The 15,491-nt window shown below is 55.6% G+C and carries 9 protein-coding genes, 2 tRNA genes and 2 rRNA genes; 6 read left to right on the forward strand and 7 right to left on the reverse strand.

Annotated elements, in window-relative coordinates; translation table 11 throughout:
- Positions 1–86: 86 nt before the first annotated feature.
- The 7 genes from V6Z53_RS02960 to V6Z53_RS02990 all read right to left on the reverse strand — a co-directional run bounded on the left by V6Z53_RS02960 (position 87) and on the right by V6Z53_RS02990 (position 7,211).
- Positions 87–404, reverse strand: coding sequence for a DUF2388 domain-containing protein (locus tag V6Z53_RS02960; protein WP_338584074.1), 318 nt, complete (start codon positions 402–404; stop codon positions 87–89).
- A 334-nt stretch (positions 405–738) separates the two neighbouring features.
- Positions 739–954, reverse strand: a complete 216-nt coding sequence (locus V6Z53_RS02965; protein ID WP_077047090.1) for a DUF1127 domain-containing protein — start codon at positions 952–954, stop codon at positions 739–741.
- A gap of 320 nt (positions 955–1,274) precedes the next feature.
- The gene (locus V6Z53_RS02970; RefSeq protein WP_338584075.1) at positions 1,275–2,768 is read right to left on the reverse strand and encodes an acetyl-CoA hydrolase/transferase family protein; all 1,494 of its coding nucleotides are present in this window, start codon (positions 2,766–2,768) and stop codon (positions 1,275–1,277) included.
- 214 nt (positions 2,769–2,982) lie between these two features.
- Positions 2,983–4,416, reverse strand: a complete 1,434-nt coding sequence (locus V6Z53_RS02975) for an NAD(P)(+) transhydrogenase (Re/Si-specific) subunit beta (RefSeq protein ID WP_338584076.1) — start codon at positions 4,414–4,416, stop codon at positions 2,983–2,985.
- Complete coding sequence (locus tag V6Z53_RS02980) at positions 4,416–4,739, reverse strand: NAD(P) transhydrogenase subunit alpha (RefSeq protein ID WP_338584077.1); 324 nt, start codon at positions 4,737–4,739, stop codon at positions 4,416–4,418. Before V6Z53_RS02980 ends, V6Z53_RS02975 begins: the two co-directional genes overlap by 1 nt.
- A gap of 15 nt (positions 4,740–4,754) precedes the next feature.
- Positions 4,755–5,876 carry a Re/Si-specific NAD(P)(+) transhydrogenase subunit alpha gene (locus V6Z53_RS02985; protein ID WP_338584078.1) on the reverse strand — a complete coding sequence of 374 codons (1,122 nt, stop codon included), beginning with the start codon at positions 5,874–5,876 and terminating at the stop codon, positions 4,755–4,757.
- Between the two features lie 435 nt (positions 5,877–6,311).
- Positions 6,312–7,211: a LysR family transcriptional regulator gene (locus V6Z53_RS02990; protein WP_338584079.1), complete on the reverse strand. Its 900-nt coding sequence runs from the start codon at positions 7,209–7,211 to the stop codon at positions 6,312–6,314.
- A 157-nt stretch (positions 7,212–7,368) separates the two neighbouring features.
- Here V6Z53_RS02990 and V6Z53_RS02995 point away from each other — a divergent pair, with 157 nt between their 5' ends.
- The 6 genes from V6Z53_RS02995 (at position 7,369) to V6Z53_RS03020 (ending at position 15,364) form a co-directional block, all read left to right on the forward strand.
- Positions 7,369–8,550: an acyl-CoA dehydrogenase gene (locus tag V6Z53_RS02995; protein ID WP_338584080.1), complete on the forward strand. Its 1,182-nt coding sequence runs from the start codon at positions 7,369–7,371 to the stop codon at positions 8,548–8,550.
- Positions 8,551–8,563: 13 nt separating this feature from the next.
- Positions 8,564–9,784: a CaiB/BaiF CoA-transferase family protein gene (locus V6Z53_RS03000; RefSeq protein WP_338584081.1), complete on the forward strand. Its 1,221-nt coding sequence runs from the start codon at positions 8,564–8,566 to the stop codon at positions 9,782–9,784.
- A gap of 564 nt (positions 9,785–10,348) precedes the next feature.
- Positions 10,349–11,885, forward strand: a 16S ribosomal RNA gene (locus tag V6Z53_RS03005).
- Positions 11,886–12,044: 159 nt separating this feature from the next.
- Positions 12,045–12,121, forward strand: a tRNA-Ile gene (locus tag V6Z53_RS03010).
- Positions 12,122–12,151: 30 nt separating this feature from the next.
- Positions 12,152–12,227, forward strand: a tRNA-Ala gene (locus V6Z53_RS03015).
- 245 nt (positions 12,228–12,472) lie between these two features.
- Positions 12,473–15,364 (forward strand): 23S ribosomal RNA (locus V6Z53_RS03020).
- The 16S and 23S rRNA genes sit together here with 2 tRNA genes alongside, the layout of an rRNA operon.
- Positions 15,365–15,491 lie beyond the last annotated feature (127 nt).

A 15,491-nucleotide genomic window follows, 5' to 3' on the forward strand; every position in this document is an offset into this window, starting at 1 on the left:
GAGTCCCAAGGCTAGCGTAACGCTCGGTCTAGAGCCAGCGCTGAAACATTGGGACACGCTGGGCGTGTCCCACGTCAGTACGTCGCTTAGATCGTCAGGATCGCTTGAGCCAGTTGTGCATCGGTTGCGTTCAGCTGTGGCGACTGATGACGAATGTGGTCGAGCGCGCTTTCCAGTTTTACGCCACGAATGGCGCCTTCGCTGGCGACGAAACTGGCGGCGTCGTCACGGGCGGCGAGCACGATCTTGTCATCTTTAAACGAAGACGTGACGTCGGAGGTCGCATCGGAGGTGGCTTTGAGTGCACCGACGACGGCATCGGTGGTCACGATGAAGCTGGTGGCGTGGGCATTGGCAGCCACGGCAAGCAGGGCAGCAGCGCTGAGCAGACGAAGACGGGACATGGTGTAACTCCTTTGGGTAAGCCGATTGAAAAGTGGCGCATTGTCTGATGAGTCAGACGTCAGAGGGTATTTGTTCGCCACATTCTGAATTGATAGTAGGCCTCTGGGAGACGCCGCGACAATCTGATCGTGTTGATCTGGGCCAATGTCCAGGTCAGATAAAGTCTATCGATTTAACTGTGCGGGCGTAATTCAATTTTACTGAAACTGTACTGCTTTTGGCTTTTCACTCGATAAAACGACAAAACCCGTCGTGGTTTCCCACGACGGGTTTTGTTTGTTCAATTCGGGTTGCTGGCGGTGGACCCTATAGGTCAGAGCCAGCGACGCTAACTTAGCGCCAGAACGGCTTGCTCAGCTCTTCGTAGCGTTGTGCTTCGCTAATCCCGGCATCAGCCAGCAGACGCGAATCCAGGCGAGCCAGTTGGTGGCGGCTGGAGATGCGGCGCTGCCACAGCATCAGGTTGGCGATAACGCGCAGAGGCATGGAAGCCTGGGTTTTTGCAGCAGTGTCTTGAAAGAACAGATCGGAACTGAGTGTACGTTCCATGGTGGGTCATCCTTCCGCTTGTGGCGGGATTAGGTAGTGGTTTAACTGGTGCCCATGATCCTCTCGTTTGCCTAGTCTCTGTAGATACAGTTCATCTGTATTGTGAGAGCTCAGTTAACTGTTTATAGGCGGTGTACTGGTCGAAATTGAGGCAACTGTACCTGTCTGCTCGCTTATGGTGCGCTTTTAATGATTTGTAGGGTGGGCGTAGGGAAAAGCTGTAGGAAATGACCAGTACAGCAGTACAGTTTTTGGAATGAAATGGCTTGGCAACAGCAAGCTGACGAAAATGTGTTTGCGTCAGCTGCCATCTGTACCAATCACACGGCAAGCATTCGCCCGGTTTCTTCCAGGTTCATGTGCCAACTCAGCGCATCGCGCAGGATGTGGGGCGTGTGTCCGCCGAGTGCGCAAGCGGCAGTCAAGTAGTCGTTGAGGGCTTGGCGGTAATCCGGATGCACACAGTTATCGATGATGACGCGCGCGCGTTCCCGAGGCGCCAGGCCGCGCAAGTCGGCCAGACCGACTTCGGTAACGAGGATGTCGACGTCATGTTCGGTGTGGTCAACATGGCTGACCATCGGTACTACGCTGGAAATCGCGCCGCCCTTGGCGATCGACTTGGTCACGAATACCGCCAGATGTGCGTTGCGCGCGAAGTCACCGGAGCCGCCAATGCCGTTCATCATCCGCGTGCCACACACGTGGGTGGAGTTGACGTTGCCATAAATGTCGAACTCGAGCGCCGTGTTGATGCCGATGATACCGAGGCGACGTACCACTTCAGGGTGGTTGGAAATCTCCTGCGGGCGCAGGACCAGCTTGTCCTTGTAGCGTTCCAGGTTGCCAAACACGTCGGCGTTACGGCGGCTCGACAGTGTGATCGAACTGCCCGAGGCAAAGCTCAATTTACCAGCGTCGATGAGATCGAAGGTCGAGTCCTGAAGCACTTCGGAGTACATGGTCAGGTCTTCGAACGGCGAATCGATGAGACCGCACATCACCGAATTGGCGATCGTACCGATCCCGGCCTGCAGCGGACCGAGCTTATTGGTCATGCGCCCGGCATCCACTTCTTGCTTGAAGAAGCCGATCAGGTGGTCGGCAATGGCCTGGGTATCAACGTCCGGAGGCAGCACGGTGGATGGCGAGTCGGATTGATTGGTGATCACGATTGCGACGATTTTTTCCGGTGGAATCGGGATGGCCGTGCTGCCAATGCGATCGTCGACCTTGACCAGTGGAATCGGCGTGCGGGTCGGGCGATAGGTCGGAATATAGATGTCGTGCAGGCCTTCGAGATTCGGGTTGTGCGCGAGGTTGATCTCAACGATCACCTGTTTGGCAAAAATCGCGAAGCTGGCCGAGTTGCCCACGGAAGTGGTCGGAACGATGTGGCCTTGTTCGGTGATGGCCACCGCTTCGATCACCGCGATGTCCGGCAGCTTCAATTGCTGGTTGCGCAGCTGCTCGACGGTTTCCGAGAGGTGCTGGTCGATGAACATCACTTCACCGGCGTTGATCGCCTTGCGCAAAGTGCTATCCACCTGGAATGGCATGCGTCGTGACAGGACACCCGCTTCGGTGAGCTGCTTGTCGAGGTCGTTGCCCAGGCTGGCGCCGGTCATAAGGCTGATCTTCAGCGGAGTGATCTTTGCTCGTTCGGCCAGTGCGTGGGGTACGGCCTTGGCTTCGCCGGCGCGGGTGAAGCCGCTCATGCCGACGGTCATGCCGTCTTCAATCAGAGCGGCAGCCTCGGCGGCGCTCATCACTTTATCCAACAACGAAGGCAGGCGAATACGGTCACGGTACATGAATTGTTATCTCGGGCAACGGGTAGCAGGATGCGCAGTCTAGTGAATTTCACTGGCCTGTGTCCCGCTACCAAGGTCGCAAACGAGGCGTCTATTCCGCGGCTTTCAAGCAAAACACCGTTACCGGATCGGTAATAAAGGCGCTGATTACCTGACGTTTCGCGCAAACAAAAACGCCCCGACGAGTCGGGGCGTTCCAGTGTTGCGAAGATCTTTACTCGACGGCTTTGACCATGTCTTCGATGACTTTCTTGGCGTCACCGAACACCATCATGGTTTTGTCCAGGTAGAACAGTTCGTTGTCCAGACCGGCATAGCCGCTGGCCATCGATCGCTTGTTGACGATGATGGTCTTGGCCTTGAACGCTTCCAGAATCGGCATGCCGGCAATCGGCGATTTCGGATCGTTCTTGGCCGCCGGGTTGACCACGTCGTTGGCGCCCAACACCAGCACCACGTCGGCCTGGCCGAACTCGGAGTTGATGTCGTCCATCTCGAACACCTGGTCGTAAGGCACTTCGGCCTCGGCCAGCAGTACGTTCATGTGGCCGGGCATCCGACCAGCGACCGGGTGGATCGCGTACTTCACGGTGATGCCGCGATGGGTCAGCTTCTCGGTCAATTCCTTCAACGCGTGCTGTGCCCGTGCAACCGCCAGGCCGTAGCCCGGAACGATGATCACGGAGTCGGCGTTGGTCAGCAGGAAGGTCGCGTCATCAGCCGAACCGGACTTCACCGGACGAGCTTCTTTCGCGCCTGCCGGACCTGCGTCGGCTGTGTTGCCGAAACCGCCGAGCAGAACATTGAAGAAGGAGCGGTTCATCGCCTTGCACATGATGTACGAGAGGATCGCACCGGACGAACCTACCAGCGAACCGGCGATGATCAGCATCGAGTTGTTCAGCGAGAAGCCGATACCCGCCGCCGCCCAGCCGGAATAGCTGTTGAGCATCGACACGACCACTGGCATGTCGGCGCCACCGATCGGGATGATGATCAGCACACCCATCACGAACGCCAGCGCCAGCATCAGCGCAAACGCGGTGAGGTTGCCGGTGAACATGAAGGTCAGGCCGAGTGCCAGTGTCGCCAGGCCCAGTACCGCGTTCAGCTTATGCTGGCCGGTGAACTGTACGGGTGCGCCCTGGAACAGGCGGAACTTGTACTTGCCCGACAGCTTGCCGAACGCGATGACCGAACCGGAGAAGGTGATCGCACCAATGGCCGCGCCGAGGAACAGCTCCAGGCGGTTGCCCGCCGGAATCGAGTCGCCCAGTTGCTTGACGATGCCCAGTGATTGCGGCTCAACGACTGCAGCGATGGCAATGAACACCGCGGCCATACCGATCATGCTGTGCATGAAGGCGACCAGTTCCGGCATCTTGGTCATTTCAACGCGCTTGGCCATGATCGAACCGGCGGTGCCGCCGATCAGCAAGCCAACGATCACGTAACCGATACCGGCGGTGGCAAGTTCGGCGCCCAGCTTATAGATCAGGCCGACCGTGGTGAGGATCGCCAGGCCCATGCCGAGCATGCCGAACAGGTTGCCGCGGCGCGAAGTTGTTGGGTGCGACAGGCCTTTGAGGGCCTGGATGAAGCAGATCGACGCGATCAGGTAGAGCGTCGTGACAAGATTCATGCTCATTACTTCGGCGCCTCTTCTTTTACGGCTTTCGGGGCTTTTTTCTTGAACATCTCAAGCATGCGGCGGGTGACCAGGAAGCCACCGAATACGTTGACCGCCGCCAGTGCCACCGCCAAAGTGCCCATGATTTTGCCCAGTGGCGTAACGGTCAGGGCCGCAGCGAGCATGGCACCGACGATCACGATCGCCGAGATGGCGTTGGTCACCGCCATCAGTGGGGTGTGCAGCGCAGGTGTAACGTTCCAGACCACGTGATAACCGACATAGATCGCCAGCACGAAGATGATCAGGTTGTAGATACCGGGGGAGATAAGCTCTTCCATCGTCTGAATCCCTGCTTAGGCGTTTTTGCGGATGACTTGGCCGTCGCGGCACATCAGGCACGCGGCGACGATATCGTCTTCGAGGTTGATCTCGAACTGGCCTTCCTTGGTGAAGACCAGCTTCAGGAAGTCCAGCAGGTTGCGGGCGTACAGCGCCGAAGCGTCAGCCGCCACCGCGCCGGCCAGGTTGGTCGGGCCGACAATGGTCACGCCATTTTCGACGACCACTTGGTCCGCCACAGTCAGCGGGCAGTTGCCGCCCTGGGCTGCTGCGAGGTCGATGACCACCGAGCCTGGCTTCATCTGCGCCACGGTTTCCGCGCTCAACAGCGTCGGTGCCTTGCGGCCCGGAATCAGCGCGGTGGTGATGACGATGTCGGCCTGTTTGGCGCGTTCGTGTACGGCTGCGGCCTGGCGCTGCATCCAGCTGGCCGGCATCGGCCGCGCGTAACCACCAACACCGACGGCGCATTCACGCTCTTCATCGGTCTCGTACGGCACGTCGACGAACTTGGCGCCGAGGGATTCGATCTGCTCTTTAACCGCAGGACGCACGTCAGACGCTTCGATCACTGCACCCAGGCGTTTCGCCGTGGCAATCGCCTGCAACCCGGCAACACCGGCGCCGAGAATCAGAACGCGCGCCGCTTTCACGGTGCCCGCAGCTGTCATCAGCATCGGCATGAAGCGTGGATAGTAGTGAGCGGCCAGCAACACCGCTTTATAGCCAGCGATGTTGGCTTGCGAGGACAGCACATCCAGGCTCTGGGCGCGGGAGGTACGTGGTGCGGCTTCCAGCGCAAACGCGGTAATGCCGCACTCGGCCAGTTTGGCGATGGTCTCATTGCTGAACGGGTTGAGCATGCCCACCACAACGGTGCCGCTCTTGATCAGAGTCAGCTCGCTGTCGCTGGGAGCGACCACTTTCAGAATCAGCTCGGCACCAAACGCATCGCTGGCGCTGCCAATGCTTGCACCTGCCGCTTCATAAGCACTGTCGACAACACTGGCACTAATGCCTGCGCCGCTTTGAACAGTGACCTTATGACCCTGGCCGATCAGCTTCTTAATGGTTTCCGGGGTTGCAGCAACCCGTGTTTCACCGGTCTGGGTTTCGAGAGGAACACCAATGTGCACGTCAAATCTCCTGCGTGATCTTATTGAGTAAACCCATGCACTACGGATGGTGCGGCTGGGGCGGCCGATCAGCACGATCCCGCTAAATCAGGGCGGGGCGCGGCATTTTGCAGGCGAACTTTGTGCCCTTCAAGGGATTATGATGGGTGACGGAAAATTAACTACAAGTCACCCCGTGACCGAATGTCGCAACCACCCGACTCAATCCCTTGTAGGCCGTGCCGTGCAAGGATTCTGGCCGAAATTCAAGAATTTACACATCGGCCATATGAATGATGCGCCATTGCTCCTAAATGGAGGCTCAAAGCCACGTGTTCAGGCGCTTGTGGGACGTTTGTACGACTTTCAAATACAGTTTGCTGTTTTGCGACAAATACTTATATCTGTAGGGTTTTTATTTTACTGACTACGGGGTCAGCTAACGCCTAAGAGCCTTTATTCTTCTGTGCTGTAGCTGTGTGCCTGGATTACCAACCAATCTCGAAAAGCCCTTAAAGACGCTGATTCGACCTTTCGCTCAGGAATCATCAGGTAATACGCCTTGATGCTGGAGAGCGCCTGAGGGTTGGCAATCACCAAGCGTTTCTCCGCCAGTTCGCGTTGAATCAGAAACGGTGGAATCAAGGCGATCCCCATATCGTGCATGGCTGCCTGGGCCAGCATGGAGAATAGCTCGTAGCGTGGGCCTGTCATGTCGCGAGGCACATTCAGGTGCTGGGAATCGAACCATTGGCGCCAGGCGTAGGGGCGAGTGGTTTGTTGAAGGAGGGGCAGTTCGGCGATTTCACTGGCTGTAAGAAGGGTCTTCTTTCCGAGTAGGTTTGGGCTGCACACAGGCAGAGGATGTTCACCCATCAGACGGTGGGATTCTGTACCCGACCAGTCCGCGTCACCGAAGTAAATCGCGGCGTCAAAGTCGGTATCGGCAAACAGGAACGGACGCGTCCGGTTCGTCAGGTTGACCGTCACTTCCGGATGTTTTTGCTGGAAATCCTTGAGTCGTGGGAGCAGCCATTGGGTGCCGAAAGTCGGAACCACCGCCAGCTCGATCACATTGGTACCTTGCTGGCCCATCACCGACAGGGTGTCACGCTCGACCGCATCAAGTTGTGTGGCGACGCGGCGGCTGTAGGAAAGGCCGGCTTCTGTCAGCTTCACTCCGCGCCGCGAGCGTCGGAACAATTCCACGCTGAGGAACTCCTCAAGACTGGCGATCTGTCGGCAAATTGCTCCTTGGGTCAGCGAAAGCTCCTGCGCTGCCTTGGTAAAACTCTCATGGCGTGCAGCCGCCTCGAAGCTGATCAGGGCGGTTGTGCTGGGTATCTTTCTGCGCATGTACGTCTACCTCACTAATACATCGCATTAAATGCGTTTCGCGACGTTTCGGAGTGAGAAATTAGCACAACAGTATGCGAAATCCTCGTTTGCCGAGATGCCGAACCCGGCCTAGGATCAGTCCACGTTATTTGACCTGTTTCGAGAGGACACACTCATGGCCGGTAAAGCTAGCTTCAACTGGATCGATCCTTTGCTGCTGGATCAACAGCTCACCGAAGAAGAGCGCATGATTCGCGACACCGCTGCGCAGTTCGCTCAGCAAAGTCTGGCGCCGCGTGTGCTCGAAGCGTTCCGTCATGAGAAAACCGATCCGGCGATCTTCCGCGAGATGGGTGAAGTCGGCCTCTTGGGCGCAACCATCCCCGAGCAGTACGGCGGCAGCGGTCTGAACTACGTCAGCTACGGCCTGATTGCGCGTGAAGTCGAGCGTGTCGACTCCGGCTATCGCTCGATGATGAGCGTGCAGTCTTCGCTGGTGATGGTGCCGATCAATGAGTTCGGTACTGAAGCGCAGAAGCAGAAGTACCTGCCGAAACTCGCCTCGGGTGAATGGATCGGTTGCTTCGGTCTGACCGAGCCTAACCACGGTTCCGACCCGGGTGCGATGATTACTCGTGCACGCAAAGTCGAAGGCGGCTACAGCCTCACCGGCAGCAAGATGTGGATCACCAACAGCCCGATCGCCGATGTATTCGTGGTCTGGGGCAAGGACGACGCGGGCGACATCCGTGGTTTCGTTCTCGAGAAGGGCTGGAAAGGCCTGAGCGCTCCGGCGATTCACGGCAAAGTTGGCCTGCGTGCGTCGATCACCGGCGAGATCGTCATGGACAACGTATTCGTGCCGGAAGAGAACATCTTCCCGGATGTCCGTGGCTTGAAAGGTCCTTTCACCTGCCTCAACTCGGCACGTTACGGCATTTCCTGGGGCGCACTGGGTGCTGCCGAATTCTGCTGGCACACCGCTCGCCAATACACTCTGGATCGTCAGCAGTTCGGTCGCCCATTGGCGGCTACTCAGCTGATCCAGAAGAAGCTGGCGGACATGCAGACCGAAATCACCATGGCGCTGCAAGGCTGCCTGCGTCTGGGTCGCATGAAGGACGAAGGGACTGCGGCGGTGGAAATCACTTCGATGATGAAGCGCAACTCCTGCGGCAAATCCCTGGACATCGCTCGCATGGCTCGCGACATGTTAGGCGGCAACGGTATCTCGGATGAGTTCGGTGTTGCGCGTCACCTGGTCAACCTGGAAGTGGTGAATACCTATGAAGGTACGCACGACGTCCACGCGCTGATCCTTGGTCGTGCGCAGACCGGCATCCAGGCGTTCTATTAATAGGAGAACGTCCATGGGCGCGCTTTCGCATCTGCGGGTACTGGATTTATCGCGAGTATTGGCCGGGCCGTGGGCCGGGCAGATTCTTGCGGACCTTGGCGCTGAGGTGATCAAGGTCGAGCGCCCGGGCAATGGTGATGACACGCGCGCCTGGGGGCCGCCCTTCCTTAAAGACGCCTATGGCGAAAACACTAGCGAGGCTGCCTATTACTTGTCGGCCAATCGCAACAAGCAATCGGTCACCATCGACTTCACGCGCCCGGAAGGGCAGAAGCTGGTGCGTGATTTGGCGGCCAAGTCAGACATTCTGATCGAGAACTTCAAGGTCGGTGGTCTGGCGGCGTATGGGCTGGACTACGAAACGCTGAAGGCGATCAACCCGGATCTGATCTATTGCTCGATCACCGGATTTGGCCAGACCGGTCCATATGCCAAGCGTGCCGGTTATGACTTCATGATCCAGGGGCTGGGTGGTCTCATGAGTCTGACGGGGCGACCTGACGGGGAAGAGGGGGCGGGGCCGGTGAAGGTCGGTGTTGCGCTGACCGACATTTTGACCGGGCTCTACTCGACCGTGGCGATCCTTGCCGCGCTTGCGCATCGGGATCATGACGGTGGTGGGCAGCATATCGATATGGCGCTTCTGGATGTGCAGGTGGCCTGCCTGGCTAACCAGGCCATGAACTACCTGACGACGGGCAATGCTCCGAAACGCTTGGGCAATGCTCATCCGAACATCGTGCCTTATCAGGATTTTCCTACGGCGGATGGCGACTTCATCCTTACCGTGGGTAATGATGGGCAATTCCGCAAGTTTGCGGAAGTGGCCGGGCAATCTCAGTGGGCAGATGATCCGCGCTTTGCGACCAACAAGTTGCGGGTGGCCAATCGGGCTGTGCTGATTCCGCTGATCCGTCAGGCGACGGTGTTCAAGACCACGGCTGAATGGGTGGCGCAGTTGGAGCAGGCTGGTGTGCCGTGCGGGCCTATCAATGATCTGGCGCAGATGTTTGCCGATCCGCAGGTCAAGGCGCGCGGGTTGGCGATCGAGTTGCCCCATGCGCTGGCCGGGATGGTGCCTCAGGTGGCGAGCCCTATTCGCTTGTCAGAGACGCCGGTGGAGTATCGTCATGCGCCTCCTTTGTTAGGTGAGCATACGCTGGAGATTTTGCAGCGGGTGTTGGGGTTGGATGCTGGTGCAGTGGCGGCTTTCAAAGAGGCGGGCGTACTCTGAAGGCTTCTTCTATATAGAGGGAGTGGTTTTGCTGTCTGATTTCTTGCCTTCTGTAAGTTATTGATAGAAAACCAAAATCAGTGCTTGACGGCAGATCTCAGGTGTCTATAATTCGCCCCACTTCCGGCGCAGTCGAAACGGAAAACTCCTTGGTAAACAACGAGTTATGCAGGTTTCGGCAGCGGGTTGCTTCAGGTCATCGAAGCCAAAAGGAAGTTGAAAAAGAGGTGTTGACAGCAGCGTGTAACGCTGTAGAATTCGCCTCCCGCTGATGAGAGATCTGAAGCGCAAGTGGTTGAAGTTGTTGAGGAATTCCTCGAAAGCTTCTGAAAATAATCACTTGACAGCAAATGAGGCTGCTGTAGAATGCGCGCCTCGGTTGAGACGAAAGATCTTAGCCAACCGCTCTTTAACAACTGAATCAAGCAATTCGTGTGGGTGCTTGTGGAGTCAGACTGCTAGTCAAAAGATTATCAGCATCACAAGTTACTCCGCGAGAAATCAAAGATGTAACCAACGATTGCTGAGCCAAGTTTAGGGTTTTCTCAAAACCCAAAGATGTTTGAACTGAAGAGTTTGATCATGGCTCAGATTGAACGCTGGCGGCAGGCCTAACACATGCAAGTCGAGCGGATGAAGAGAGCTTGCTCTCTGATTCAGCGGCGGACGGGTGAGTAATGCCTAGGAATCTGCCTGGTAGTGGGGGACAACGTCTCGAAAGGGACGCTAATACCGCATACGTCCTACGGGAGAAAGCAGGGGACCTTCGGGCCTTGCGCTATCAGATGAGCCTAGGTCGGATTAGCTAGTTGGTGAGGTAATGGCTCACCAAGGCGACGATCCGTAACTGGTCTGAGAGGATGATCAGTCACACTGGAACTGAGACACGGTCCAGACTCCTACGGGAGGCAGCAGTGGGGAATATTGGACAATGGGCGAAAGCCTGATCCAGCCATGCCGCGTGTGTGAAGAAGGTCTTCGGATTGTAAAGCACTTTAAGTTGGGAGGAAGGGCATTAACCTAATACGTTAGTGTTTTGACGTTACCGACAGAATAAGCACCGGCTAACTCTGTGCCAGCAGCCGCGGTAATACAGAGGGTGCAAGCGTTAATCGGAATTACTGGGCGTAAAGCGCGCGTAGGTGGTTCGTTAAGTTGGATGTGAAAGCCCCGGGCTCAACCTGGGAACTGCATTCAAAACTGACGAGCTAGAGTATGGTAGAGGGTGGTGGAATTTCCTGTGTAGCGGTGAAATGCGTAGATATAGGAAGGAACACCAGTGGCGAAGGCGACCACCTGGACTGATACTGACACTGAGGTGCGAAAGCGTGGGGAGCAAACAGGATTAGATACCCTGGTAGTCCACGCCGTAAACGATGTCAACTAGCCGTTGGGAGCCTTGAGCTCTTAGTGGCGCAGCTAACGCATTAAGTTGACCGCCTGGGGAGTACGGCCGCAAGGTTAAAACTCAAATGAATTGACGGGGGCCCGCACAAGCGGTGGAGCATGTGGTTTAATTCGAAGCAACGCGAAGAACCTTACCAGGCCTTGACATCCAATGAACTTTCCAGAGATGGATTGGTGCCTTCGGGAACATTGAGACAGGTGCTGCATGGCTGTCGTCAGCTCGTGTCGTGAGATGTTGGGTTAAGTCCCGTAACGAGCGCAACCCTTGTCCTTAGTTACCAGCACGTTATGGTGGGCACTCTAAGGAGACTGCCGGTGACAAACCGGAGGAAGGTGGGGATGACGTCAAGTCATCATGGCCCTTACGGCCTGGGCTACACACGTGCTACAATGGTCGGTACAGAGGGTTGCCAAGCCGCGAGGTGGAGCTAATCCCACAAAACCGATCGTAGTCCGGATCGCAGTCTGCAACTCGACTGCGTGAAGTCGGAATCGCTAGTAATCGCGAATCAGAATGTCGCGGTGAATACGTTCCCGGGCCTTGTACACACCGCCCGTCACACCATGGGAGTGGGTTGCACCAGAAGTAGCTAGTCTAACCTTCGGGAGGACGGTTACCACGGTGTGATTCATGACTGGGGTGAAGTCGTAACAAGGTAGCCGTAGGGGAACCTGCGGCTGGATCACCTCCTTAATCGACGACTCAGCTGCTTCATGAGCTCCCACACGAATTGCTTGATTCATTGAAGAAGACGAAAGAAGCAGCCATTAGGGTTGTAGCTTGGTTGGTTAGAGCGCACCCCATGCTCTGTGGTTAAGAGCAGGGTGAGGTCGGCCTTAGCAGCTCGAAATTGGGTCTGTAGCTCAGTTGGTTAGAGCGCACCCCTGATAAGGGTGAGGTCGGCAGTTCGAATCTGCCCAGACCCACCAATTTTGTGTGGGAAACGCCTGTAGAAATACGGGGCCATAGCTCAGCTGGGAGAGCGCCTGCCTTGCACGCAGGAGGTCAACGGTTCGATCCCGTTTGGCTCCACCACTACTGCTTCTGAAGTAAAGCTTAGAAATGAGCATTCCATCGGTGTCGATGATGAATGTTGATTTCTAGTCTTTGACTAGTTCGTTCTTTAAAAATTTGGGTATGTGATAGAAAGATAGACTGGACGTTACTTTCACCGGTAACGGATCAGGCTAAGGTAAAATTTGTGAGTTCTCTTAGTTGAGAAATTCGAATTTTCGGCGAATGTCGTCTTCACAGTATAACCAGATTGCTTGGGGTTATATGGTCAAGTGAAGAAGCGCATACGGTGGATGCCTTGGCAGTCAGAGGCGATGAAAGACGTGGTAGCCTGCGAAAAGCTTCGGGGAGTCGGCAAACAGACTTTGATCCGGAGATGTCTGAATGGGGGAACCCAGCCATCATAAGATGGTTATCTTGTACTGAATACATAGGTGCAAGAGGCGAACCAGGGGAACTGAAACATCTAAGTACCCTGAGGAAAAGAAATCAACCGAGATTCCCTTAGTAGTGGCGAGCGAACGGGGACTAGCCCTTAAGTGGCTTTGAGATTAGCGGAACGCTCTGGAAAGTGCGGCCATAGTGGGTGATAGCCCTGTACGCGAAAATCTCTTGGTCATGAAATCGAGTAGGACGGAGCACGAGAAACTTTGTCTGAATATGGGGGGACCATCCTCCAAGGCTAAATACTACTGACTGACCGATAGTGAACTAGTACCGTGAGGGAAAGGCGAAAAGAACCCCGGAGAGGGGAGTGAAATAGATCCTGAAACCGTATGCGTACAAGCAGTGGGAGCCTACTTTGTTAGGTGACTGCGTACCTTTTGTATAATGGGTCAGCGACTTATTTTCAGTGGCGAGCTTAACCGAATAGGGGAGGCGTAGCGAAAGCGAGTCTTAATAGGGCGTCTAGTCGCTGGGAATAGACCCGAAACCGGGCGATCTATCCATGGGCAGGTTGAAGGTTGGGTAACACTAACTGGAGGACCGAACCGACTACCGTTGAAAAGTTAGCGGATGACCTGTGGATCGGAGTGAAAGGCTAATCAAGCTCGGAGATAGCTGGTTCTCCTCGAAAGCTATTTAGGTAGCGCCTCATGTATCACTGTAGGGGGTAGAGCACTGTTTCGGCTAGGGGGTCATCCCGACTTACCAAACCGATGCAAACTCCGAATACCTACAAGTGCCGAGCATGGGAGACACACGGCGGGTGCTAACGTCCGTCGTGAAAAGGGAAACAACCCAGACCGTCAGCTAAGGTCCCAAAGTTATGGTTAAGTGGGAAACGATGTGGGAAGGCTTAGACAGCTAGGAGGTTGGCTTAGAAGCAGCCACCCTTTAAAGAAAGCGTAATAGCTCACTAGTCGAGTCGGCCTGCGCGGAAGATGTAACGGGGCTCAAACCATACACCGAAGCTACGGGTATCACTTAGGTGATGCGGTAGAGGAGCGTTCTGTAAGCCTGTGAAGGTGAGTTGAGAAGCTTGCTGGAGGTATCAGAAGTGCGAATGCTGACATGAGTAACGACAATGGGTGTGAAAAACACCCACGCCGAAAGACCAAGGTTTCCTGCGCAACGTTAATCGACGCAGGGTTAGTCGGTCCCTAAGGCGAGGCTGAAAAGCGTAGTCGATGGAAAACAGGTTAATATTCCTGTACTTCTGGTTATTGCGATGGAGGGACGGAGAAGGCTAGGCCAGCTTGGCGTTGGTTGTCCAAGTTTAAGGTGGTAGGCTGGAATCTTAGGTAAATCCGGGATTCTAAGGCCGAGAGCTGATGACGAGTTACCCTTTGGGTGACGAAGTGGTTGATGCCATGCTTCCAAGAAAAGCTTCTAAGCTTCAGGTAACCAGGAACCGTACCCCAAACCGACACAGGTGGTTGGGTAGAGAATACCAAGGCGCTTGAGAGAACTCGGGTGAAGGAACTAGGCAAAATGGCACCGTAACTTCGGGAGAAGGTGCGCCGGTGAGGGTGAAGGACTTGCTCCGTAAGCCCACGCCGGTCGAAGATACCAGGCCGCTGCGACTGTTTATTAAAAACACAGCACTCTGCAAACACGAAAGTGGACGTATAGGGTGTGACGCCTGCCCGGTGCCGGAAGGTTAATTGATGGGGTTAGCTAACGCGAAGCTCTTGATCGAAGCCCCGGTAAACGGCGGCCGTAACTATAACGGTCCTAAGGTAGCGAAATTCCTTGTCGGGTAAGTTCCGACCTGCACGAATGGCGTAACGATGGCGGCGCTGTCTCCACCCGAGACTCAGTGAAATTGAAATCGCTGTGAAGATGCAGTGTATCCGCGGCTAGACGGAAAGACCCCGTGAACCTTTACTATAGCTTTGCACTGGACTTTGAATTTGCTTGTGTAGGATAGGTGGGAGGCTTTGAAGCGTGGACGCCAGTTCGCGTGGAGCCAACCTTGAAATACCACCCTGGCAACTTTGAGGTTCTAACTCAGGTCCGTTATCCGGATCGAGGACAGTGTATGGTGGGTAGTTTGACTGGGGCGGTCTCCTCCTAAAGAGTAACGGAGGAGTACGAAGGTGCGCTCAGACCGGTCGGAAATCGGTCGTAGAGTATAAAGGCAAAAGCGCGCTTGACTGCGAGACAGACACGTCGAGCAGGTACGAAAGTAGGTCTTAGTGATCCGGTGGTTCTGTATGGAAGGGCCATCGCTCAACGGATAAAAGGTACTCCGGGGATAACAGGCTGATACCGCCCAAGAGTTCATATCGACGGCGGTGTTTGGCACCTCGATGTCGGCTCATCACATCCTGGGGCTGAAGCCGGTCCCAAGGGTATGGCTGTTCGCCATTTAAAGTGGTACGCGAGCTGGGTTTAGAACGTCGTGAGACAGTTCGGTCCCTATCTGCCGTGGACGTTTGAGATTTGAGAGGGGCTGCTCCTAGTACGAGAGGACCGGAGTGGACGAACCTCTGGTGTTCCGGTTGTCACGCCAGTGGCATTGCCGGGTAGCTATGTTCGGAATAGATAACCGCTGAAAGCATCTAAGCGGGAAACTAGCCTCAAGATGAGATCTCACTGGGACCTTGAGTCCCCTGAAGGGCCGTCGAAGACTACGACGTTGATAGGTTGGGTGTGTAAGCGCTGTGAGGCGTTGAGCTAACCAATACTAATTGCCCGTGAGGCTTGACCATATAACACCCAAGCAATTTGCGCGTAAAAGCCAGATTGCGGTGTGTGAAGACGAAAGAACCGAAAGTTCGACGCTTACAAAACACCGAAAACTATCGCATACCCAATTTGCTGAAGCGCGGCCGACTG

Origin of the sequence: Pseudomonas sp. MAG733B, from assembly GCF_036884845.1 — a bacterium.
In the GTDB taxonomy this organism is placed as follows: Bacteria; Pseudomonadota; Gammaproteobacteria; order Pseudomonadales; family Pseudomonadaceae; genus Aquipseudomonas.

Coding starts and splice junctions, on each gene's coding strand:
- V6Z53_RS02990 (WP_338584079.1), bottom strand. CDS start 7,211: ATGCGCAGAAAGATACCCAGCACAACCGCCCTGATCAGCTTCGAGGCG.
- V6Z53_RS02960 (WP_338584074.1), bottom strand. CDS start 404: ATGTCCCGTCTTCGTCTGCTCAGCGCTGCTGCCCTGCTTGCCGTGGCT.
- V6Z53_RS02965 (WP_077047090.1), bottom strand. CDS start 954: ATGGAACGTACACTCAGTTCCGATCTGTTCTTTCAAGACACTGCTGCA.
- V6Z53_RS02980 (WP_338584077.1), bottom strand. CDS start 4,739: ATGGAAGAGCTTATCTCCCCCGGTATCTACAACCTGATCATCTTCGTG.
- V6Z53_RS03000 (WP_338584081.1), top strand. CDS start 8,564: ATGGGCGCGCTTTCGCATCTGCGGGTACTGGATTTATCGCGAGTATTG.
- V6Z53_RS02995 (WP_338584080.1), top strand. CDS start 7,369: ATGGCCGGTAAAGCTAGCTTCAACTGGATCGATCCTTTGCTGCTGGAT.
- V6Z53_RS02975 (WP_338584076.1), bottom strand. CDS start 4,416: ATGAGCATGAATCTTGTCACGACGCTCTACCTGATCGCGTCGATCTGC.
- V6Z53_RS02970 (WP_338584075.1), bottom strand. CDS start 2,768: ATGTACCGTGACCGTATTCGCCTGCCTTCGTTGTTGGATAAAGTGATG.